Genomic DNA, 21,222 nt, shown 5'->3' on the forward strand with positions numbered 1-21,222 from the left:
AAAGTCAGACAGGAATTACTTCCTACCTCTTTCAATCCTCCCAAAAGGTGATTAAATCACATCCCCATTTCTGACAACATAAAGTCACCCTTTTGTAACGCCTCGTTGATAAAGCTTGGTAAATTGCATAAGACTCAACATAGCTGTAACGGTACTCAGGTGAATCGTCGCAACAATAATTGGGTTGGAGGACGAACTTTTCGTCGTCCCAAAATGCCATTAACCGATCCTCGATCATGCAGTCTTCGGGTAGGGATTGCATAGCAATCATGTTGCACAGTTCTTGTGCCTCGTCGTGACTGATCTCTACTTGATTCAGTTCGATTTCGAGAATTTCCGTTTGATCCATCGTTTTGCTTTCTGAAATATGCTGGTCTCCAACCTTCTTGTGATTTCACATGCATCAGTAAGATTGGGGAGGATGATTTTCTCCCATTTTACAACTCGAATTACGTCACAACGTGCGACAGCGAGGATGAAATGGAAGAGTTGTGGCTCAAGCATGAGCCGATCACACAGCCGTGTGATAAGTAAGAAAGTTGGTTCAAGTCAGATAATGTATATCAAGTTATTTTCAAGTTGACCGAATTATATTATGTCACTATTTATGGATCAATATGAACCTTATTTATTTTCTGAATATGTTGAAATAAATATATAGGGTGAACAACAAGAGGTCTTCCACTACCTTAATCCTACCTCCTCACCACTACAACAAAACCTCATTTAGCACTAATTTCCATGCAATCCATCCACAATTTTCAGGGTGAACCAACACTCGTTAATAATCCCCCCATCACAACAACTTATTCAACAAAATCTGTTCATGGAACAACTCGAAAGTGGTGCCGCTGCACCACTGAGAAATCACTTTTTGGGCAACAGTGATTTTTTCCTCAACTGATGAAGCATTAGATTCAACACAAATTCTTTGGTAACGAGTATTCTGACCAAAAATAAACTGGTTTTTTAATTTTTGAAGTTGTTCTTGTTTATTGTCCATTTCTTATATCCCCAGTTGTAACTTCAAATGATTAAAAAAGTGGTTTTTCAGTGATAAGGTCATTCAACTTATTGAAGTCACGAAATGTATCCAGACATATTTTCCACTTCGCCTTCCTCAAAAGACGTTTAGAACAGTCATGTTGTTCGGAAGTTTTTACGTTTATGGAGGCGATCTTCCACAAATCATTTCACAAAAAGTGGTTTTTGATTGAAAAAGATTTTTTATCCATCCATTACCATATAGATATTGTACTGTTGTGTTTCTTTTTTGTTTAAGGTATCTCCATCTACCATTCCCAGTAACATTCATCACCTTCTTTGTACGATACTTTTGAGGAAAATTCTCACCTTTCTTCCACCTCCAGCATTTCCCTGCCTTATGTTGTCGATCATAAATGTCAACAATCCCTGTTGAATTAAAGTGTTCTCGTGTAACTCTAAAAAAGTCCTGATTCCAAGAAGGTGCGGAATAGGTAGTTGAATCAAACCTATTCCAATTTTCTTTAAAAAATGAGGTAGCAAGACCATCATTGTCATCAGGATTTCGATGCCAGAGATTGAGCAACTGGACGAAATGGATCACAAAATTGGTAGGGACATGAAAATTATTCTCCCCACAAGTCTTGGTCAGAAAATCTAAAACTCGCTTATCTTGCAATGATCCTTTAATTCCTTTTGGGAAATGTTTTCTTACCCATCGAATCAATCCATGATTAATCTTGCAGTCAGTCGAGGAGCGTAATTTTTTGGGATCAAAAGAGGCTGAAATGAATTTTAGAACATTGCTGACTCGTCTGTTTCTCTCAGACTGACCATCTTCCCAAGCTCCAGAATAGAGACCATTCTGTTTTAAGTAGGAAATTCCTTCTTTGACTGAAGGTTCACGTCGATGTTCTCTGAAAAACGAGCGAAAGAAGGGCAGTAAAACCTTCCGAGTCCGTTCAAAAGCGTCAGGCTCATCAGGATGCCAGTCCAAAACTGGATAGGAAAAGGTAGAGATAAGGTTCTCATGCTCTGGCTGAAAAACTGGTTTTTTAATTTGTGGCTTAACTATTGTCGCCTCTAAATTTAATTCCTGTTTTGAAAATTCAAGGTGAGCATATTCACCGAGTAGTTCTTCTTGTTCGGACCATTGCTGTTCGATTCCAGCTTTGACTTCTTTTGTTTTGCTAATCACCTCGGGAGAAAGCTGCTTTTCAATTCGATTTACATTTCCTTGTAATTGTAGAGAATTGATTGGTTTACAATTCTCGAATTCTGCAAGTCTTTCCCATGACCACCAATCTGAGCGACATGGCAATTGAGCGAGTGATCCTGATTTATCAGAGGTCACAGACCCCTTGATTTCAACATCAAGAGTAATTTCATTTGAAAGAAACAAGTTTTGCAGCGTTCTTTGAAAACTCGTTATTAAATTATTGATTTCATCAACTGTATAATAATTAACTTTCAAATAAATATGGTGCCCCCGTTCAGAAGGAACATGAAACCCATTAGGAAAATATTGTGTTATTAAATTAATGGCTCTATATTGTTCCTCTTTTCGTACCTTTTGCCATTTTTTGTGCCAGTCAATGTCAATCAGGTGGATTCAATTTTGAAATGCACGGGTTTTGGGTTCGAACAGTTCGTGTGGTGATTTGAATTGGTACTTTTTGCGAGGCCGGTTGTTCAACTCCATCACAGCCGCTTGAATATCCTCGGCTTTCAGTTTACGGAAATCGCTCCCCTTCAGGAAGTATTGCCGCAGAAGCCCGTTGGTGTTCTCATTCTGGCCGCGTTGCCACGGCTGGCGAGCCGGAGCAAAATAGATCGCACAATGCAGGGCTTGCTCCAACTCTCGATGACCCGAAAACTCACTCCCGTTGTCCGTCGTCAAAGTTCGAATCAATGACGATGGCAACCCCTCAAACGCAAACACCGAAGCCGCGTTCAACGTCGATGCTTTCTTGTCCGGCAGATAGCTCGCCACAAGATAGCCGGTCTTGCGTTCGACATGCGTGACAATGTAGCCGGTCCCCTTTTGACCCTCGATGGTATCCGATTCCCAGTGCCCGATCCGCGAACGATTGCGTGCAGAAACCGGTCGCTGATCCATTGGCTTTTTGGTCGGGTCGCATCGTCTGGAGATCCCTGTGCCGTAGCGTTTGCGGCGTTTCTTTCTCGATTGACGCAGCTGCCTGTAGATGTTGCCGCCCTGCTTTTTGTTTGCTTTGATCCAGGCGTAAATCGTCTCAATGGATATTCGCATTCTGGCCTCCCGAGGATGCAGTCGCAAGAGTTGACCTGCAATCTGTTCCGGCGACCACTTGAGAGACAACTTATCGAGCAGGAATTCTTTGAGCGGAGCGTGGTTGAGTTTCCAGGGGAGTTTGCAGAGTTGTCGACGCCGTCGCGCTTTGCGGTCGGCTTTCCCGGCGAAATACTTCCCGGTCGCATCCGAATTCCGCCGCAGTTCTCGGGAGATCGTGCTGGGGTCTCGGGATAACTCGCGCGCAATTTCTATTCGAGAGTGTCCCAGGGCGTGCATGTGCGCTATGGAATCACGTTCCTCAGCAGTAAGATGCGTGTGTGACATTCGTGATTTCTTCTTAGTAGGATTGATGGTCGTTTGGTCAAAACAAACCATCTCACGAATGTCACTCTTTTTCCATCAACCCGTGCATTTCAAAATTGAATCCACCTCGTTCGAATACGAGGGCTGGAATGATTTCTGGTCTATTGTGACACCCCCTGGGTTTAATAGCATTAATTATTTGGAAGGGGATGATATATTATTTCTGGACCTGGGAGTCACAAAATATACTGTAATTGAAGATGTATCTGTCTGTTCACTGCACTCACGATATAGGAAATTACTGCATCTGGAAGGCGAAATTTATGATTATGGCCCAGCTTATGAACTGATTCCAATCCGTTATGCGGATGAATTTGGCGTCCTTCCTATATTTCGTGATCAACTGGTTAATGAAACACCATTTTCGGGCGTGCAATTTCTCAAGCCCAAAGTCTATCCTCCACAAAATGTCGGATACCATGCAGATGTGATGCCTGAGTTTGATGTACTGATGAGTGATAGCCCTATCTGGAAGTACCCACTCAAGTTGCACCCGGATTCAAAAAATGCCTGTCGGCAATGTGGATTTGCTCCAATCTATTGCGAAAGCTGTGGAACACTGGTTTCAGATAAGTGCCCTCAATGCGAAGCACAATCCTGCAAAATCCCCTGTGATTATCCCGAAAAAGCCTCATTCATATTCCCAGGAATATCTCGCTTCGTAGATATTTTATGGGGTAAAACATGGGAGGGGAGTGATTTCAGTAAGCTGTCTTATTCGGGACCAACTGTGATAACCAAGCGGGTATTGGATTGGTTGCTGCATGTGGAAGCAAAGCCATTTTGTGCCAGACCAATTAAAGTCTGTATTGATGGTATGACTGCCCAGCAACTGGAATGGCTGGATCTAGCAGTGGAGCCGATTGGTTAAATAAAGTTCCAGTAAACTATTTGATTGGGTAGAAGAGCAATTAAGCCAATAAATTTATCAAGGAAGATTTTCATGAAAGCTTATGTCGTTTTTGGTTTCACTCTTGTGTTTTCGCTGGTTTCGGCTCTGTGTGCAGAAGACAAAAACAGCGCCAATTCTGAATCACTCTCTGTGGATCAACAGCTAATTCTGGCTTGCTATCAACTGGATGAGGTTCAGGTGCAAAAATTGCTGAATTCCGGCGCAGACGTCAATGCGAAAATTTTGTCCAAGAACTTTAAGGAGTTATTTAGAGACCATTGGACACAGGGCACCCCTGGTGCAATAAGTCAGTTGACTCCGCTTTTGGCAGTTGCTGGTAGCAATCGACATCCCAGTCCAGAGTTTGTTTCTGAAAAACTAGGCAAAAAATTTGAGCCTGTCCATGGCAACAGAGCATTGATTCCTAATTACATGCTCAAAGAGCGCGAAAGAAGACAGGTTCGCATTGCTACCTTACTGATCAACAAAGGGGCAGATATTCATTATCAAAATGGTCATGGAACAACCCCTTTATTGGAAGCTATAGTTGACCGGAATCATGATCTGGCATTTCATCTGATTGATTTTGGAGCCGATGTGAACGTCCGATTGCAAGCTTATATTGATGGCCCTGGCATGATAACTGCCCTTCACGAGGCTACGGGAAATCCTGATCTGGTCGAGGTATTGTTACTTAACGGTGCCGATCCATTGGCACAAAATACAGATGGAAAAACGCCATTAGAATATGCGTTAAGAAGATCGAGTTATGAAAATGAATATGAATCTCATCATAAATATCTGAAGTGCGTTGAATTGCTTGTGGAGGCCATAAAGAAGAATGATGAATCTCTAAAACTTAACGAGTAACATTATCTATCATAAGTCTATTCTTATAGCCTGATGATTTTTCATCAGGCTTTTTTTCTATTCATTAATCACAAAATTCTTTTCGCAGAGTGACTCGCGAACGAACATCCTGTCAACTATCAAGTTGATTCTCCCAAAGGAGAGATGCCAAACAATCCAATCGATGAGGATGGACAGGTGACCGAATGTCAGCCTCCCAAAGATCCGGATCCGTCTTCACCACCTCCACCACAAGGTTCTGAACCGCCTCCGCAAAAGCTGAGCCATAATAATTTGGTTGAGCATAAACGATGTAGTGCAAATTCAAAAGATTGGCTACAAAGCCAAATTCAAGCAAAGGGACACTATCCCTGCGTTTCTTATGCTATTGCTGTTCGCTATTGATTTTCAGGAATCTTAGGACATGAGTTGGTTGAATTGTTTAGTAATGTGTTTGCTGTTGAGTGAACCGTTTCCAGCGCGACTGCCAGTTGATCCTGAAGGTGGGATTAGTGAATTCAGTAAGGCTATCCTGAATCTTGATGTGGAAAAAGTGGAAGTTCTTCTGACCCGCAATCCGAAATTTGCGACAACGGAAATTTCATTCCAAGATAACATAGGCGAAATTCAAGACAAAAGTTCAAAGGTGACTCATTCCCCAATTGTTTTCGTGCTCAAAGCTACTCGCTGGAGAGAAAGCAACAATTCCCCAGCGGGAACTTTCTTGGAATCCCGCTGCGATCTCTTAGAGCGAACATTGGAAATTATGAAACTCTTACTCGATCATGATGCAGACCCAAATAGCAAGGCCGGTGTTTATACCCTCTTACATCTTGCTGTGAACTCAGGAGACCTTCAGCATGTGAAAACTCTCGTGGAATATGGGGCTGATATCAACGCTCGGACATCTCTAAGTTTCTGTGGTGAATCAGGGGCCTCGGCATTGCATCTTTCCGTCGAAGATGAGGAAATATCGGAATATCTTGTTTTAAAGGGTGCAGATCGGAATATTCGCGATTCTGTGGGTAAACAGGCGTGGGAATATTCAAAGTCTTTTCGACTTCGCTGGAAGCTATATCCTGAGAAGATTTCACTTGAAAAATTTTCCCAACTTGAAATGAAAATTCTTGCAAGACAAATAAAGAAAAAGGCACCGCTCGATCATATCCCCTATGGGCTAGACCTCAATGCCGCTATCGAGATTGATGGAGAGGAGACAACATTACTGGATTTAACGATTGCATCTTCAGATGTTGAATATGCGATTCACTCATCCCATTTGCTGTTATGTATGGGAGCGAAACCGTCTTCGATGACTTGCAATAATTCTAGAGCATCCACTTCAGTGACTGATGCTTCCCATACAGATCGTCGTTTGTCTTGCATAAGAACCGCCGTTGCGGCATCAAAAAGAGGTCTGACTTACTTGGAATATCTGCAGTCGTTTGAGCATCAGTAGAATCATGCTGATCTGGATTAGGGCCACGCATGTTTCCGGATTGAGTTCGTAGTCCTTGCTGTATCGTCGGTACAATCCCAGCCAGGCAAATGTCCTTTCGACGATCCATCGCTTTTTCTGAATGGGAAACTGTCCTCTGGGCTGATCAGCTGGTCGCTTCGCGATTTGAATGTCAAAGCCGAGTGTTGATTTCGTGAATTCCGGCAAGTTCTTATAACCATAGATGGCGTCAGCAAAGATGACTTTGAGCCGTCTCATCTTTTCCCGCAAAGCGGACAACATAAGCGGGGCTCCATTGTAATCCTGTTCATCAGCGGCATGAACGACCACAGCGAGAATCATTCCCAAGGTATCAACAATGACGTATCGCTTGCGGCCTTTGGTTTTCTTGCCTGCATCGTAGCCTCTTTCACTTCCTGCGATATGAGTGGTCTTGACACTTTGCGAATCAATAATCGCTGCCGAAGGAGTCGGCTTTTTACCAGCCTGTTTGCGGACTTTTGTGCGAAGAGCGGTGTGTATCTTCTCCCATAAACCAGACTGCCGCCAGCGGTAAAACAGTTGGTAAACCATCCGCCACTGACGGCCTGACTACACAAGATAAAAAATCGCATTCACCACCCGTCGACGATGATATTGTCGTGGGGTACCACGTTTGGATGGTCTGCGAAAATAGACGGCAATCATGTTCCATTGCTGATCGGATAGGTCGGAAGGATTAAACTTGATAATATCCTTTTTCGTGAGGGCGACTCCATTCTGAAAACAGGTTTCCTACCAGGAGTCATACCTCATTCTATTATAAATTGCGAATTAGAAAACTGCTTCTAAGACTTCAATTGACGAGCAACGGCTTGAAACTGTTCAATTGTAAAGTCGAGGTCTTCACGAGTATGAGCTGCCGAGACCTGTGTGCGAATTCGAGCTGCTCCCTGAGGCACAACCGGATACGAGAATCCAATGACATACACACCTCGTTCCAATAAGGCATCGGCCATCTGCACTGCCAGCGAGGCTTCGCCCAGCATCACGGGTACGATGGGATGTTCTCCCGGCTGAACTGTCAAACCAATCTGCTGAATTTTCTCACGGAAGTAAGCGGTATTCTCTGCGAGTCGATCCCGCAGTTCAGTCGATGCCTGCAGCAATTCAATTGCCTTCAATGATGCAGCGACAATCGGTGGAGCGACCGAATTTGAAAACAGATACGGTCGTGATCGCTGTCGCAGCAAGTCGACAATCTCCTGTCGACCCGAAGTATAACCACCGCTGGCACCACCAAGAGCTTTGCCGAGCGTTCCTGTAATAATGTCGATCCTATTCATCACACCATGATGCTCGTGAGTTCCACGACCATGCTTTCCCATGAATCCGACGGAGTGGGAATCGTCCACCATCACCAACGCGTTATATTTGTCGGCCAGGTCACAAATTTCAGGGAGATTTGCAATTGTCCCATCCATTGAAAAGACACCATCGGTGGCAATCAATCGAAATCGAGCCGACTGGGCCTCCTTCAGTTTTTCTTCGAGATCAGCCATGTCGTTATTCTGATATCGGAATCGCTTCGCCTTACACAGACGAATCCCGTCAATAATGCTCGCATGATTCAACGCATCTGAAATCACTGCATCTTCCGGACCGAGAAGCGTTTCGAACAAACCTCCATTGGCATCAAAACAGGAGGTATAAAGAATGGTATCAGCAGTACCCAAAAATTCGCTGAGCTTATTTTCCAGTTCTTTATGAATCGCCTGAGTGCCGCAAATGAATCGAACGGAAGACAATCCGTATCCCCAACGATCCAGCGAATCACGAGCAGCTGCAACAACATCCGGGTGATCCGACAGCCCCAGATAATTATTTGCACAGAAATTTAATACAGATTTCCCGCCCACATCGATATGAGCATCCTGCGGCGAGTCGATCACCCGTTCGGATTTGTAGAGTCCTGCCTCTTTAATTTCTGACAACTGAGTCTGCAGGTGCGATTTGAAATCTTCGTTCATCGGTCCAGTTTCTTATTCAACAATTGTAATTCGAACGCACTTGTTTCAATTGTAATGTAGACAAATCATTGAGACTGGCAACAGGCTCTACTTTCGGTGACATGAACTCAGTTTTGATTTTCTCATTCACGTTAATTGCCGTACGAACAGCAACAATCGAAACGCATACAAAACCTATCACCATCAGTGCAATCATCCAGGCAGGAGCCGCGACGGTTTTTCGGTATCGTTTCGACAACGCCAAATACAACAACGAAGCCGCCAGGATCGGTCCACCTAATACCGTAAGTGCCTGAGCAATAATAATGAGAGTGACGCGATTCCAATCCGCCAGAATCATGGCGAGTGTGACAGCCATCCCGGCAAACAGGGCCAACACAGTAAACAGTTTCGGCCATTTTTGATCAAGCGAGGCTCCCAGGTTCAACCCATCCGAAAGCAACACACCACCAATCGTGGCATTTACCAGAAACGAACTGAAAGCTCCAGCGAAAATTCCAGCAATGAAGAGGTAGGTCGCATTCTCTCCAAACAAAGGGGAAAGCTGTCGGGCGACATCGGTAACTGAGCTCAACTCTTTCGGATCGACACGACCATACAGCACTGCAGCCGAGGTGCACATGATCATCATCGTTGTTAAACCGAGAGCTGCGATGCCCGTAATCGAGTCAGCCAGTCCTGTTTGAGCATCCTTAATGGACCAGCCTTTTTCACGCACAAGGTATGCCTGATAGAAGGCTCCGGCAATCGAAAAGGTCGTCCCGATCATCCCCAGAATTGCCAGATAGGAATCACTTGTGGACGCATTTGCAGATGCTTTCGGAAGCGAGGGAATCATGCCTTTGGCGACATCGGAAATCGCAGGTTGTGCCATGAACAGGTTAATTCCGAATCCGATGATCATCAGGACCATGAGAGCGATCATCAGTTTTTCCAGCTTCTGATACAACTGGCTGAATCCATAAAGCGTTGCCACGATCAACAGATTCATGCCGATTAGTATGCCCGCTTTGAGCCAGTTCAATTGGGTGGCAGGAAACTCATCGGAAGGTTGTGGTAACAGAGGATCGAGAGCGGCAATGACAGCAATGTTATTGCTGGACTGAAACGCAGCGACGACCAGAAACAGAATCACACCAATCAGAATGGAAACCGGTTTGCCGAGACTTCGGGCCAACTCCTGACAGGGAGTCAACTCGAGTGTTGCTCCGAGCCGGGCCGAGAGAGCCGTCGCACCAATCATCAGCAATATAGCCAGGGCGATCACCCATAGCATACTGTAACCATATTCGCAGCCGACTTTGGAACTGGTCAAAATACTACCAGGTCCCAGCACCACGGCTGCCACAATAATCGCTGGACCAAATCGACTTAACAATTTCTGCATGATCATTTCCGTTTCGACGTTTTGTCAAAAGTGATATATCGCCATATCATCTGCATCATTTATTGGACAGCATGAAAGGTTTGTTCATTAAACAATTTGGAAGCGGGAGTATCCAGGGATCGCTTTGGTCAGATTGGAGAAAGGGCAGGAGGGGTCAGTGATTTTGACTCGGTAGGATTAAAACAAGCCGATCCCATACCACAACACATTGAGCACTTCCGCAAATTCTCGCGTTTTGCCACTCGCTTTGCAATGGATTTTGTTTGAAGTTGTGAATTCACTCGTTGAGTTTTAGGTCTCCCCGCTAGAGAAACCCATAATGAGCAGCTGAACTCGTAGAATCGGTATAACCAGCGTAACGAACTGATAGAACCGTTATCACTTAACAGAGCGATGCAAAAAAACATCATGTGAATGTTGCAAATTTACGACACGCCGCGAAATGTGTGATAGGTTTGTGTTGAGATTGTATTGGTTCGTGTCATTCGTAGCGATCCGACTGTAACTGATGAGGACACTTCTATCCTGTCGCATCACTACCGTTTAGGCCGCGAGTGAACTTCGGACGTCAGAGTCTCATAAACATCGTCACGCAAGGGGGAATAATCTGGAGGATGATCCCTGATGATGAGTTGAGGCTCGTTCGATTTGTGCTCTGCACGGATGTCATAGCAGCGAAACGGGGGCGGCAGCATGGAGGTCCGCCCCCGGTCGTTGATCTTTGGACCCGCAATTTCAATTAATAAATAAAACAGAGAAGGACAGGCTTGCAGTCTGTCTGAATAAAATATCAACGGGTAGCAGTGGCGCTCTCGAAGAGAAGCCCCCGAATCGAACATTCCGGGGGTTTCCACTGAAGCGGAGTGCCCCCGCCACCCACGATGAATTGTCAATCTCAATCAAAAATAAACAGGCTGGAAGCCTGTCCTACTTATATTAGTGAAACCATGATTGATTACGAGCGTTTAAAGACTGATCTGGCAGCGTTGGGGCTCTTTGCCCTGTTGCTGTTCGTTGCGCTCAGTTTGATCAGTTATGATCCGCTCGATGCTCCGGCAAATGCTGTCTATCCTTTGGCAGAGACCGTTTCTAACTTGTGTGGCCCGATGGGGGCACGCGTTGCCAATCTGTTCATGAACAGTCTCGGCTACGCCTGTTATATCCTGATCGTCTCGGCCATCGTTTTCGATTTACGCCTCTTCTCCACACGTCCCGTTAAGGATTTATTTTTGCGTGGACTTGGCATTGGCTTCATCGTCTTTTCAGCCGCGACGGCTCTCAATCTGTTTCTGCCAGCTCTGGGAAATCCCGGTCTCTACGGCAGTGGAGGACGTGTCGGTGCGATGGGTGTGCTAATGCTGGAGAAGAAATTCTCCATGGTCGGCTCAACACTTGTCCTGATGACACTTATGCTGGCCGGACTGATGCTTTCGGCAGAATTGTTCGCGATGGCAATCATCAGAAAGTTTTTCCTGTTGCCGATGACGCTGCTGCTGGCAAAAATCCGACCTGCCCAACCGGACACAAAAGAAATTGAAAAGCAGACACTGCTCGACATGCCCTTGTGCGAAGCTCCTGTGAGACAAACGGTTTTGCCAAGAGCAAAAGCTGCCGCTCCTGATGAGCAGGTTTCAGAGGTTTACGATGAGGATGAAGAAGACTCTGCGCTTCCTTTCAAAGTGAATCCACCCGCAAATTCGCACGATGCGAAACGGGGCGAACTTGTCGAGGAGGAAGTAGCTGATGCGGTCCCTTTTGAATTACCGCCTCTCGAGCTTCTCGAGGAAGCTGAAGAGTTTCCGTATGATCTGCTTGCCAAAAAGGCACAGATCGCAGCTGCGACTCTTGAAAAAACATTTCAGGAATTCAATCTGAATGTGAAGGTCTCCGAGATCGATACCGGTCCGGTGGTCACGCAATTTGAGCTTGATCTGGAACCGGGTCTGCGCGTCTCGAAAGTGACGGCACTGGCCGACGATCTGGCGATTGCGCTGCGGGTTCCAGCAGTGCGAATTGTTTCTCCAATTCCCGGTAAGAATACCGTTGGCGTTGAAGTTCCGAATGAAAAGCGGGTGATGGTCCGCATGAAGGAACTGATTGAAGCCAGTGCCGAAGAGAATGCAGAAATGAGTCTGCCTCTCTTCTTAGGCAAAGATGTTTCCGGTCGCGCGATGACTGTTGATCTGGCGAAAATGCCTCACCTGTTGATTGCCGGTCGAACCGGTACAGGTAAGTCGGTCTGTCTGAATACATTGATCCTCTCGCTGCTGATGACACGCAGTCCAGAGCAGGTCAAGATGTTAATGATCGATCCGAAGATGGTTGAGCTTTCGCCATACATGAAGATTCCGCATCTGATGAATCCGGTCATTACGGACATGAAAAAAGCGGAAGCAGTGCTCGCATGGGCAGTCGACAAGATGGAAGAGCGTTACGAAATTCTCGCTCAATGCGGCGTGCGACACCTGGATGGCTTCAACAAAATGAGTCGTGAAGCGGTGCTGAAAAAGATGGGCGTTGAAGCCGGATCGATTGAAGCGGATCAGGTTCCGGAAAAGATGCCTTACATCGTGATCATCGCCGACGAGATGGCCGACATGATGATGACCTCCGGCAAAGATGCTGAAGGACACATTATTCGTCTGGCTCAGAAATCACGTGCGGTCGGCATTCATCTGGTCCTGGCAACGCAAAAACCGACGGTCGATGTGATTACTGGTTTGATCAAATCGAACCTGCCAGCTCGCGTCTCCTTCCAGGTCGCCAGCCGAACCGATAGCCGCGTTGTGCTCGATGAAATGGGAGCCGAACGTCTGCTCGGTAATGGAGACATGCTGTACCTCGCACCGGGCACAAGTAATTTGAGCCGGGCCCAGGGAACGTATGTCAGCGATGATGAAGTGAACGGCGTGATTCAATTCCTCGGCAAACATGAACCCGAGTATTCAACGGAACTCTCGCAGGTCACATCGGAATCGAGTGGTGGCGTGCAGCGTGGTATGGAAGCGATTAAAGATCGCGATGAACTTTACGAACAGGCGATTGAAGTTGTCGTTCGCGAAGGTCGCGGCTCGGTTTCACTGCTGCAACGTGCCTTGGGTGTAGGTTACGGACGCGGTGCAAGATTGATCGACTACATGGCCGAGGATGGCATCGTTGGCGAGTACAACGGCTCCCAGGCGCGCGAAGTCCTCTACACACCCGAGCAATGGGAAGCTGTCCAGAACGGCGAAGAAGCTGACGATTACGCGATGGCATGATCAAACTGGAACTGATCACGCAATCATAATTGTCGAGGTCTACCCTAACCCAGCGATGATGAGCAGCAGTTAGAGCATTTTCAAATGGTTTCTGCTGTCGCATGGGCACCAAATGTCCTAAACGCTGAGTTTGCTCTTGCTGAACCCTGCAGGTGATTTTCGTATTTGCTATAAAGTAGAGATTATCATTTCCAATAACGAATCGCTGACTTATGAATTTTCTATCCGCACGCTGGGAGCATTTATTACTGGCAAACTATGTTGTCGAGCCAGAGGTTTTGCAGCCGTTTGTTCCTGAAGGAACGAAACTTGATGCCTTTGACGGCCAGGTCTATGTGAGTCTGGTTGCGTTTCTGTTCAATCGGATGAGTATTGCAGGAATACCGATTCCTTTTCATCAATCCTTTGAAGAAGTCAATTTGCGATTCTATGTCGCTCCCGACAAAGACCCCTCGATTCGGGCTGTGACGTTTATTAAGGAGATCGTTCCGAAAGCATCGATCCCATTCATTTCCAATACACTGTTCCATGAAAATTATGTCACATTGCCTATGGATCATTGCAATGAAGACAAGCACCATTCCTATTCCTGGATGAACAAAGTCAAAAACTCGATCTCTGGAACGATCGAATCCGAACTGACTCTCCCTGCGAACAATTCCATCAGTGAGTTTATTACAGAACATTACTGGGGGTATGCAAAAGCCCCAAACTACACACTCGAGTATGAGGTCAGGCATCCCCAGTGGAATTGCTGCGAAGTCACACAGTATGAGATCAATGTGGACTACGCCACCAATTACGGAAAAGAATTTTCCTTCCTCAACGATCAGCAACCTCACAATGTGCTCTACGCTCAGGGCTCTCCAGTGAGTGTCCTGTATCCCTCCCGACTGCAAAAACCAAAGTAGACCAAGTCTAGTTTTAAAGTCGCTGCGAAATGAAAGAACGGGATGAGCGTTATCTGCTCATCCCGTTCTTGTTTCGACTGCAGTGGACATATTCTGATTAAAGAACTTCATCGCTCCTGCGGGCACCCAGAAGAATATCGTTCATGCCATCAAAGAACAGGTCGCGTCCCTGGAAGTCAATCAGGAGATCACGTTCACCATCGTCAGTCACTTCCAGTTCGGCAGCGACCAGAGAGACACGGCTCGAAAAGGAGCCGCCGCCATTCCAGGTGTCGAGCAGTAACATCAAGCCGGCATAATCGTTATCCAGATTGGTCGTGCCGCCGATTAGAATATCCTGACCAGAACCGCCAGCAACGAGATCACTGCCAAGCCCGCCGATCAGAATATCATTCCCGTTATTGCCGTAGAGCATGTCGTTGCCAGAACCACCGAGGATGGCCGTCATGCCGCCTCCCCCAGAGAGCCAGTCGTTTCCACTTCCGCCATCAATCAGAGTTGGAGTTTTTACGCGATTATCCACCTTCACGTAATCGTTACCAGACCCGGTCAATATCGTCAGAGAATTAATACCCGAAGATGATTGCGTTACGTAGTTGACATTGCATCCACCGAAAGCCGTCAGGATGTGGTAGCTGTTCCAATACTTCGTGACAAAAACCAGATCGTTACTATCCGAACCGATGATGAATAACTCGCCGTCGATCACATTGATCCCCTGCACGATTGCCTGAGTCGTCAAGGTTGAAGAAGTGCCTCCATCTTCGTCGATGGCAGTAACCAGAATCGTATAGATGCCTCCGGCTGCATATTGATGCCCACCTGCGAACGAATCGTTAAGTTGATCGACAGATATCGACTCGATGGCTGAGCCATCACCCCAGTCAACAGTCACAGTGTGTGTGTCGGCATTCAGGGCAGGATCAAAAAACGATCCATCGAGTGTGACATAGCCACTTTCGGAGATGTCGTCGAAATTACTGTTGCTCGAATTGAGGACGGTAATATCCGGAGCCACGTTATTGATGGTCAGAGTTGTCTGAGCAGTAGAAACATTCGTCCCGTCACTCACTTCGACAGTCACGTTCACACTTTGAGGCCCATCGTTCAAGCCGAGTGCGGCCAGTTGAGCGTTGGTCAGAGTGGGCGTAGCTCCGGTGATGTTTTCATCGTAGTCGCCATCCCCGTCGACATCCCAGCGATAGGTCAATGAAGTCGAATCGGCATCGGTTGAAGCCGAGGCATCGAGGGACAGGTCATCTCCTTCTGAAATTTCATAAGGACCGCCGGCATCGGAGACAGGGACGTAGTCTTCATTGATGATCGTCCCCAGTCCACTGGCATCGACAATGGTGACATCGTTCGAGCCGGCGAGGTTGAAGAGATTCACAAAGAAATCTTCATCCATCTCGGCAAGATCTTCGGGAGTGATTTTAATTGTGATGGACTGCATTTCGCCAGCCTGTCCCATATAACTGAGCGTTCCTGACTGTGCGACATAATCTGCGAATGAAGCTGAGCCATCAGCGGTTGCGAATTCGACACTAAACCCGGCATCAATTCGATTTGTGCTCGTCACAGTGAAAATTGCATTGACGGTGCCGGAATCGCCTTCAATTAAAGTCACGTCATCGATAGAGAGAGAGGTTTCCAGATCGGTCAGGTCGATCGTCACATCGGCTGTGTCGAACTCGCCACATTGATCTTCCACCTGCACGGTCAGCATAAAGCTGGGGTTGGTTTCGAAGTCGATGGCTGATGCGTTGGCAACGGTAATTTCACCCGTCATGGAATCAATCGCAAAAGCCCCGGCTGTATTGCCTCCTGTGATCGAGTACGTCAGCACATTATCAATATCGACATCGTTCCCGATGACAGTCCCGACAACAGTGCCACTGCTGCGGTTTTCCTCGATCGTGAAGCTGTCATCGCCAATTGTCGGAGGATTATTGACAGAACCAAATCCAAAGATGTAGGCGGCTCCATCGTTGACATTTGTCGTTTCTCCCAGATCGCTGCGAGTATCATCGGTAGGTGCTCCGATGACAACCAGATCTCCAGTGAGATCAATTGCAGTTCCGAACGTATCGAAAGCAGCTGGGGTCGGGTTCTCGAAGATGCTGGTTGGCGTACCCGGAGTTGCACTGTCGAGATCGAACAGATAAGCCCGTCCTGCATCGGTCACACTGTTAGGGTCGGCCAGTCGAGCTGAGACCGCCAATGTTCGCCCGGAAAGAGCCAGATCACTTCCGAAGCGACCACCGATTGTCGGTTCAGGATGATTGATCGTAAGTACCGGAGCGATTGTACTGCCCGCCAGATCGTAAACGTGCACTTGTCCAACTTCACTCCCCAGGACACTGCTGGTTTGAGCACCGACGGCTAAGGTGTCCCCGTCAATATCCAGGGAAAAACCGAAGTTGTCGGAGGTTCCGATATTGGGATTGTTGATTGTATTGGTCAGCGTGGCCACATAAGGGCTGAAATTCAAATCGTAGACATAAACGCGACCACGTTGAACACCTGAAGTTCCATTTGTGACTTGATTAAAAGCTCCGATGGCAAGCGTATCACCGGAGATGGCCAGGTTCTGCCGAGAGAATTGGACACTGTTGTCGCCGGGGTTAGTAATTGTGAGCCGATGAGTCACCTGCTGTTGCAGGGTATTGGTGTCGATGGTCAACTCGTAAACATACGCGGCTCCTTTATTGGAGAAGTCGCTGGCGTAATCGCCCACAACAATTTTATTTCCAGAAATTGCCACGGAATCGCCAAATTGCCCCTGAATTCCCGAGGGCTTGCTGATCACAACAGGACCATTGAGGGTCGGGCCACTTAAATCGTACAGATAAGCTTTGCCGGTTCCCCGGGCACCGACAACGAGATTCGTGCCATCGATCGCAATATCGCTACCAAACAGGCCATTGCTGTTGCCTTGAGAATTCTCAATCACGAACAGCGGAGTCGTTGAAGTTGAGGTGGCATCGTAAACATAAACAACGCCGGAATTCGTTGCAGTTGTACTGTCTTCAAATTGAGCCCCAACTACTACGAACTGATCATTCGCAACAACGTGATCGCCATATTGTGCGGAGTTTCCGGGATTGGCATTTGTCGAAAGAAGAGTTGTCGTTCCTCCTACACCTGTACATGAACAGGAAAGGACGACGCGTGATTCGAGCGACTCCACACTCACCATCTGAGTCGCGTCTCTACTGGAACCTCCCTGACGGTATCGGCGAGAGATTTCTCGACTTGAATGATTACGGATGGTGAGCAATCGTCCTAATGATTTCATTATGCAGCCTTTGTGATTTGAGTGACCGGTGAACGCTTCGCACTCGACTTGAGCACTGAATTTGCTGTTGGGAAAGCATGCCACAGATGTGATGATCAATAGCTTAACAACGATCCTGAAATATCCTCATTGTTTTATCGCCAGAATCTCATGACAAACTTCCCTCTACGGGATAAATTTCTGCCTGTATCACTGGTAGAGATCAGTAAAACTGAGCAGAGCTGAGGATATCACGCATGCTTCACAATACTCAATACCTCCTGGTTGAATTCCGGGAGTAATGTTGAGATCTCCAATCAGTCACTAAATCGAATTATACCCCTTGATATATAGGGTTTTGTTCTGGCTGCCTGCCCTTTGCATACCCTTGCCACCTGCCGGTTTTAATAAAGATTCCATGAATTCTCTATCAATGCCAGAGTCATAGAATTTCCGTTTGAGTCAACTGGAGTGGTCCTGTCCTTTGCAGCCCGGATGAAGAATTCAGAAAGGAAATCTGCTGTAATCGTAATCGCAGCAGTCGTATTATCTGACAGGATTATCTGGTTGGAGACAGTAGGGAACAATGCGCAAAATGGGATGATACTCGACACTGGTACCCTGGGAAGCTATTGTGAATTTTCTGAGATCCCAACATGAATAAGAATATGCGAGGTCGCTATGATCAAATTATTCCTCTCTGTCGTAACAGTTGTCCTTCTTGCCAGCAGCAGTTTGCCAGCTGCGAATTCTCCGAATGTTATCTACATTCTGTCCGATGATCTGGGCTATGGAGATTTGTCATGCTACGGACAAGATAAATTGACAACTCCAAATATCGACCGACTGGCTGCAGAAGGCCTGAAATTCACTGCCCATTACTCAGGCAATACCGTGTGCAGTCCTTCGCGAGCCGTCTTGATGACGGGGCAACATTCCGGCCATTGTTATCTGCGTGGTAATGTGAGTGGCGAAAAGAAAGCGGAGCTCGATCCTGAAATGACTGTCCTCCCCGAACTATTCAAAGCGTCCGGTTACGCGACAGGAGCATTCGGGAAATGGGGACTGGGACATACCAATGAATCGGGAGCAAAGAATCCAAACTCGCACGGTTTCGATGAATTCTATGGCTGGAAATCTCAGACGATTGCTCACACCTATTATCCAACCAGCGTCGTCGACAATGGTCGGGAAGTTCCCCTTGAACCGGGCACTTTTATTCACGACTTGATTATGGATCGAGCCCGGATATTCATCTCAAAAAACGCGAAAAACAATACCCCTTTCTTCTGCTATATTCCGACAGCCGTGCCTCATGCGGCGATGCATGCTCCCAAAGAACTGCATGAGAAATGGCGGAAAGTCTTTCCTCAATTCGATAGCAAAATCGGCAAGTATGGGGCTGGCGGCGAACCTTGCCCCGATGTCCAGAATCCAATCGCAGGCTTTGCAGCGATGATGGAAAATCTCGATAACGAAGTCGGTTCCCTACTTGATTTACTCAACGAATTGCATATCGACGACAACACTCTCGTGATCTTCAGCAGCGACAACGGTGCTCATAAAGAAGGAGGACACGATCCCACATTCTGGAATTCGACCGGGAGCCTGCGTGGACATAAACGGGACATGCACGAAGGCGGGATCCGTGCTCCGATGCTCGCTCGCTGGCCGGGCGTCATTTCAGCTGGTGAAACGACAGATCACCTGAGCAGCTTCCAGGATGTGCTCCCGACTATGGCTGAATTACTGCAACAACCCGTTCCCACTCAAGTCGATGGCATTTCCTTTCTGCCGACACTCAAGGGCGATCATAAATCTCAACAGCAGCACGAATCTCTGTACTGGGAATTCTGCAAGGGAACCGAACAGAAAATTGATACTCAAGCTGTCCGTATGGGAGATTGGAAAGCATTCCGCAAAGCTGGTCAGCAGACCGAGCTTTATGATCTGGATTCAGACCCTTATGAAAAGAATAATCTAGCCAAGGCAGAGCCTGAGATCGTCTCCAAAATGGAGACGATCATGAGCGAGGCCCACGAACCATTACCGGGGCAGAACTGAACAGATACGTTCTCGCAGGCAGTTGTTCTCTATCGTGGAAAGGCCTGAAAAAGTTTAAACACAATGTACGACTGAAGCACAATGTCGGACAGGCATCCTGTCTGTCTATTGTCTAAAAGCATTCCATTCCAGTCACAATGAGTTCACATGTAAAAGACAGGCTGGAAGCTTGTCCTACCCGTTTTATTTGCTACAGCGACGCTACTTCCACCGCGACGCCTTGAGTATAGCTCTGGTGCACCGCTTCGGTGAATTTCATGTAATCCATGGCCGTTTCAAAACTATTGAGAGTGACCGGCTTTTCTCCACGAATCGCCGCGATGAAGTCGGCTTCGACCTGCCACTTTCCCAGCTTTTCTGCTGGCAGTTCCAGGGGCGTCATCGAATCTTCACCAATCCGACCACACAATAGCGTCTCCTTCAGACCCGACTTCAAATCAAACCGTAATTTGATTGTTCCTTCCGTACCGTACAGGTGAATGTGGTGCCCCGGTCCGAATAGAGAGATTCCACTCAAGTGATATATACCGCGGGCTCCACCTTCGAGTTGCGTCATCACATGCAGGCTGTCGGGCACAGTGACTTTAGCCATCTCTGGAGAGTTTTCCAGCGAACGTTCTGTCTCAAAGATTTTTCCCTGAGCCATCACGCGTGTTGTCGTAGGCGCCCAGCGACTGAGAGTTTCATGCAGAATGCCGAGATGCAGAACATTATTTCCACTCAATTCCCGATCTTGTCGCGGATGCAAATGCTGGGAGAAATCCCAGTGCGTATCGTCTGCACCAATCACAACCACTTCCCGCAAATCTCCCAGAAAGCGACGTTCGATCAGTGAATCCATATACGGACCGAACTTCAATCCGAATGGACTGGGAACCACCATTGATGTTAATTGCGCATGTTGACGAGAGGCGTCAAGCATCTGTTTTGCTTCATCAAGATTCCGCGCCATGCGGGCTTCTGTCAGAACATGCTTGCCCGCTTCGAGAGCAGCACAGGTGATTTCGCAGTGAAGGTTTGGCCATGTTCCGATCACAATCGCATCGACGTCAGATGAATTCACAACGTCTTTCCAGTCGGAAAACTGCTCCGGGATTCCAAACCGGTTCGCAACATTGCGAGTCGATTCCTCGTGCGAATTGCAGACAGCTTGCAACGTCACCCCGGGAATCGCCTGTAAGCCGGGAATATGCTTTTGGCAGGTGTTTTGACCTGCTCCAATCAGTCCAATTTTGAGAGAGTCGCTCACGGAATTATGTAATCTTTCTTGACCATTGTTCACTCTGAGGCCACCTTTAGGCAACCTCAGAATCAGTATTCGCAAGCTGACATCTAAAAGTCTGTGGGTTCACATTGCAAGAATGAATCAGCAATCACTCAGCAATTCGCATGAAGTCACCTCCACGAGCGTCAAAATCGCCAGCACCGCAACTTTCTGAGGTTAACAATCACATCGATTATACTAATTCTGAGAGATGCTCCTGCCTCGCAA

At 47.1% G+C, this 21,222-nt stretch carries 14 protein-coding genes and 1 pseudogene; 6 read left to right on the forward strand and 9 right to left on the reverse strand.

What is annotated here, in order from left to right; all coding sequences use genetic code 11:
* Positions 1-31: 31 nt before the first annotated feature.
* From Pan54_RS17365 to Pan54_RS17380, 4 genes are all read right to left on the reverse strand, one after another.
* Positions 32-349 (reverse strand): hypothetical protein, encoded by a 318-nt coding sequence (locus Pan54_RS17365; RefSeq protein WP_146504687.1) that lies wholly within the window; start codon positions 347-349, stop codon positions 32-34.
* A 447-nt stretch (positions 350-796) separates the two neighbouring features.
* Positions 797-1,003 carry a hypothetical protein gene (locus Pan54_RS17370; RefSeq protein WP_146504688.1) on the reverse strand — a complete coding sequence of 69 codons (207 nt, stop codon included), beginning with the start codon at positions 1,001-1,003 and terminating at the stop codon, positions 797-799.
* A gap of 162 nt (positions 1,004-1,165) precedes the next feature.
* Positions 1,166-2,458, reverse strand: a complete 1,293-nt coding sequence (locus Pan54_RS17375) for a hypothetical protein (protein ID WP_146504689.1) — start codon at positions 2,456-2,458, stop codon at positions 1,166-1,168.
* A 138-nt stretch (positions 2,459-2,596) separates the two neighbouring features.
* Positions 2,597-3,583, reverse strand: coding sequence for an IS30 family transposase (locus Pan54_RS17380; protein ID WP_165441826.1), 987 nt, complete (start codon positions 3,581-3,583; stop codon positions 2,597-2,599).
* Between Pan54_RS17380 and Pan54_RS17385 the strand changes: the two genes are divergently transcribed.
* The 3 genes from Pan54_RS17385 to Pan54_RS17395 all read left to right on the forward strand — a co-directional run bounded on the left by Pan54_RS17385 (position 3,543) and on the right by Pan54_RS17395 (position 6,822).
* On the forward strand, positions 3,543-4,493 hold the full coding sequence (locus Pan54_RS17385) for a zinc ribbon domain-containing protein (RefSeq protein ID WP_165441828.1): 951 nt from the start codon (positions 3,543-3,545) through the stop codon (positions 4,491-4,493). The two genes, Pan54_RS17380 and Pan54_RS17385, sit on opposite strands and share 41 nt — an antisense overlap.
* Positions 4,494-4,565: 72 nt before the next feature.
* Positions 4,566-5,384 carry an ankyrin repeat domain-containing protein gene (locus Pan54_RS17390; RefSeq protein WP_146504691.1) on the forward strand — a complete coding sequence of 273 codons (819 nt, stop codon included), beginning with the start codon at positions 4,566-4,568 and terminating at the stop codon, positions 5,382-5,384.
* A 403-nt stretch (positions 5,385-5,787) separates the two neighbouring features.
* Positions 5,788-6,822 carry an ankyrin repeat domain-containing protein gene (locus tag Pan54_RS17395; protein ID WP_146504692.1) on the forward strand — a complete coding sequence of 345 codons (1,035 nt, stop codon included), beginning with the start codon at positions 5,788-5,790 and terminating at the stop codon, positions 6,820-6,822.
* On the opposite strand, the pseudogene Pan54_RS17400 reads toward Pan54_RS17395, so the two are convergent.
* The 3 genes and pseudogenes from Pan54_RS17400 to Pan54_RS17410 all read right to left on the reverse strand — a co-directional run bounded on the left by Pan54_RS17400 (position 6,769) and on the right by Pan54_RS17410 (position 10,218).
* Positions 6,769-7,509: pseudogene (locus Pan54_RS17400) on the reverse strand (IS5 family transposase). The gene Pan54_RS17395 and the pseudogene Pan54_RS17400 overlap by 54 nt on opposite strands.
* Before the next feature lie 140 nt (positions 7,510-7,649).
* Positions 7,650-8,831, reverse strand: a complete 1,182-nt coding sequence (locus Pan54_RS17405; RefSeq protein WP_146504693.1) for a glycine C-acetyltransferase — start codon at positions 8,829-8,831, stop codon at positions 7,650-7,652.
* A 16-nt stretch (positions 8,832-8,847) separates the two neighbouring features.
* Positions 8,848-10,218 (reverse strand): Nramp family divalent metal transporter, encoded by a 1,371-nt coding sequence (locus Pan54_RS17410; protein ID WP_165441829.1) that lies wholly within the window; start codon positions 10,216-10,218, stop codon positions 8,848-8,850.
* A 947-nt stretch (positions 10,219-11,165) separates the two neighbouring features.
* Here Pan54_RS17410 and Pan54_RS17415 point away from each other — a divergent pair.
* The gene (locus Pan54_RS17415) at positions 11,166-13,478 is read left to right on the forward strand and encodes a DNA translocase FtsK (RefSeq protein WP_146504695.1); all 2,313 of its coding nucleotides are present in this window, start codon (positions 11,166-11,168) and stop codon (positions 13,476-13,478) included.
* Positions 13,479-13,690: 212 nt separating this feature from the next.
* On the forward strand, positions 13,691-14,389 hold the full coding sequence (locus Pan54_RS17420; protein ID WP_146504696.1) for a YqjF family protein: 699 nt from the start codon (positions 13,691-13,693) through the stop codon (positions 14,387-14,389).
* A 97-nt stretch (positions 14,390-14,486) separates the two neighbouring features.
* Here the strand turns inward: Pan54_RS17420 and Pan54_RS17425 are convergent, their stop codons facing one another.
* On the reverse strand, positions 14,487-17,687 hold the full coding sequence (locus Pan54_RS17425; protein WP_146504697.1) for a cadherin domain-containing protein: 3,201 nt from the start codon (positions 17,685-17,687) through the stop codon (positions 14,487-14,489).
* Between the two features lie 660 nt (positions 17,688-18,347).
* On the opposite strand from Pan54_RS17425, the gene Pan54_RS17430 reads away from it, so the two are divergent.
* Positions 18,348-19,730 (forward strand): arylsulfatase, encoded by a 1,383-nt coding sequence (locus Pan54_RS17430; RefSeq protein ID WP_146504698.1) that lies wholly within the window; start codon positions 18,348-18,350, stop codon positions 19,728-19,730.
* A 190-nt stretch (positions 19,731-19,920) separates the two neighbouring features.
* On the opposite strand, the gene Pan54_RS17435 is transcribed toward Pan54_RS17430, so the two are convergent.
* On the reverse strand, positions 19,921-20,979 hold the full coding sequence (locus tag Pan54_RS17435; RefSeq protein ID WP_146504699.1) for a Gfo/Idh/MocA family protein: 1,059 nt from the start codon (positions 20,977-20,979) through the stop codon (positions 19,921-19,923).
* Positions 20,980-21,222: the final 243 nt, after the last annotated feature.

The organism is Rubinisphaera italica (assembly GCF_007859715.1).
Taxonomy (GTDB): Bacteria; Planctomycetota; Planctomycetia; order Planctomycetales; family Planctomycetaceae; genus Rubinisphaera; species Rubinisphaera italica.

Coding starts and splice junctions, on each gene's coding strand:
- Pan54_RS17420 (WP_146504696.1), top strand. CDS start 13,691: ATGAATTTTCTATCCGCACGCTGGGAGCATTTATTACTGGCAAACTAT.
- Pan54_RS17365 (WP_146504687.1), bottom strand. CDS start 349: ATGGATCAAACGGAAATTCTCGAAATCGAACTGAATCAAGTAGAGATC.
- Pan54_RS17410 (WP_165441829.1), bottom strand. CDS start 10,218: ATGCAGAAATTGTTAAGTCGATTTGGTCCAGCGATTATTGTGGCAGCC.
- Pan54_RS17380 (WP_165441826.1), bottom strand. CDS start 3,583: ATGTCACACACGCATCTTACTGCTGAGGAACGTGATTCCATAGCGCAC.
- Pan54_RS17390 (WP_146504691.1), top strand. CDS start 4,566: ATGAAAGCTTATGTCGTTTTTGGTTTCACTCTTGTGTTTTCGCTGGTT.
- Pan54_RS17425 (WP_146504697.1), bottom strand. CDS start 17,687: ATGAAATCATTAGGACGATTGCTCACCATCCGTAATCATTCAAGTCGA.
- Pan54_RS17430 (WP_146504698.1), top strand. CDS start 18,348: ATGATCAAATTATTCCTCTCTGTCGTAACAGTTGTCCTTCTTGCCAGC.
- Pan54_RS17415 (WP_146504695.1), top strand. CDS start 11,166: ATGATTGATTACGAGCGTTTAAAGACTGATCTGGCAGCGTTGGGGCTC.
- Pan54_RS17385 (WP_165441828.1), top strand. CDS start 3,543: ATGGAATCACGTTCCTCAGCAGTAAGATGCGTGTGTGACATTCGTGAT.
- Pan54_RS17395 (WP_146504692.1), top strand. CDS start 5,788: ATGAGTTGGTTGAATTGTTTAGTAATGTGTTTGCTGTTGAGTGAACCG.
- Pan54_RS17405 (WP_146504693.1), bottom strand. CDS start 8,831: ATGAACGAAGATTTCAAATCGCACCTGCAGACTCAGTTGTCAGAAATT.
- Pan54_RS17370 (WP_146504688.1), bottom strand. CDS start 1,003: ATGGACAATAAACAAGAACAACTTCAAAAATTAAAAAACCAGTTTATT.